2 protein-coding genes are annotated in these 1,616 nt (G+C 74.2%); both read left to right on the top strand.

The genetic code is table 11. The features are described from left to right. Nucleotides 1-1,029 (top strand): mechanosensitive ion channel family protein (locus FNQ90_RS22520; protein ID WP_228471505.1); only part of this gene is annotated, 1,029 nt, incomplete at its 5' end. Nucleotides 1,030-1,149: 120 nt separating this feature from the next. Continuing rightward, nucleotides 1,150-1,616, top strand: a 467-nt coding sequence (locus FNQ90_RS22515) for a GNAT family N-acetyltransferase (protein WP_182608025.1), incomplete at its 3' end; no start/stop codon positions are given.

Raw genomic sequence — 1,616 nt, 5'->3', positions numbered from 1 at the left:
CTCCCGTTCTCCCCGTCCCTCTCCTCCTCCCCGACCCCGGGGTCACCGGGACCTCCGGGGTCACCGGGGTTCCTCGCGGTCCTCGGCGAGACCTCCCCGTCGACCGCCGAGGCGGCGACCTGGATAGAGGAGAACTGGGAGAAGTGGGTCGCCGGCGGACTGCGGATCCTGTTGATCGTGATCGTCGCCGTGGTGGTGCGCGCGGTGTTGCGCCGGGCCATCACCCGGGCCGTGGAGAGGGTGGGGCGTTCCGATCGCCCGGCGGCCCGCGGCGGGGCCCGGGACCCGTTGGCCCATCCCGAGCGCCGACGTCAGCGGGCGGCGGCCATCGGCTCGGTGCTGCGCAGCGTCGCCTCGCTGATGGTGACGGGGACGGCCGCCCTGATGGTGCTGGACCAGCTCGGCATCCAACTCGGCCCGCTGGTGGCGGGCGCGGGCATCGTGGGCGTGGCGCTGGGCTTCGGTGCCCGCAACCTGGTCACCGACGTGCTGACCGGCATGTTCATCCTGCTGGAGGACCAGTACGGGGTGGGGGACCGGATCGACGCGGGCGAGGCCACCGGGACCGTGCTGGAGATCGGCCTGCGGGTCACCACCCTGCGGGCCGACGACGGCGAGGTCTGGTACGTGCGCAACGGCGAGATCAAGCGTGTGGGCAACCTCAGCCAGGGGTGGGCGACGGCGGCGGTGGAGATCGAGGTCCGGGGCGACGCCGACCCGGGGCGGGTGCACCGGGTCCTGGAGGAGGCCGGGGCCGACCTGGCGCGCCGGGAGCCGTGGGACGAGCAACTGTGGGAGACCCCCGAGGTGCTCGGGCTGGAGTCGGTCTCCCTGGAGTCGATGGTCATCAAGGTCACGGCGAAGGTGCAGCCGGGGCGGGCGGCGGCCGCCGAGCGCGCCATGCGCCGGCACTTCAAGGAGGCGTTGGACGCGGCGGGCATCGAGCAGGTGGACCCGACCGGGCTGACTCTGGAGAAGCTGCGCGGGCCGCGGGAGGGAACCGCCCCGGAGCCGGCGCGTCCGCGCTGAGCCGCACCGCAGGCGGCCCCGGGGCCACGGGAACCGGGGCCGGCCGGGCCCTTCTCCCCCTGCGCGGCCCCTCGCGCGTCCCCCCTTGTGCGGGCCGCGAAGCACCCCCAGGATGGCCGCATGACCTCGACCGATGCCGTGGTTCGCCTCCAACGCCCGGAGGACCTCGGGGCGTTGTCCGACATCTGCGTACGCACCGGCCACCTCGGCGGTGACGCCCGGGAGCTGTACCGGGACCACGATCTGCTGCCCGACCTCTTCCTGCGCCCGTACGTCGCCCTGGAGCCGGATCTGGTGCGGGTCGCGGAGGAGGACGGCCGGGTGCTCGGCTACATCGTGGGCACGGCGGACAGCACCGCCTTCTTCCGGGCGTTCCGCGAGCGGTGGCTGCCGACCGTGGCCGACCGTCATCCGGCTCCGGTGGGGTCCCCGAGCACGCCGGACGAGGAGATGCGGGACCTGCTGCACCACGCCGAGCGGATGCTGGTGCCGGAGTTCTCCGCCCTTCACCCCGCCCACCTGCACATCGACCTGCTCCCCGAGGGACAGGGTCGGGGGCTGGGCCGGCGGCTGATGGAGGCGTACCT

The sequence above is a fragment of the Streptomyces alkaliphilus genome (assembly GCF_014141535.1).
Classification (GTDB): Bacteria; Actinomycetota; Actinomycetes; order Streptomycetales; family Streptomycetaceae; genus Streptomyces; species Streptomyces alkaliphilus.
This window is presented reverse-complemented; position numbering and strand designations above follow the sequence as displayed.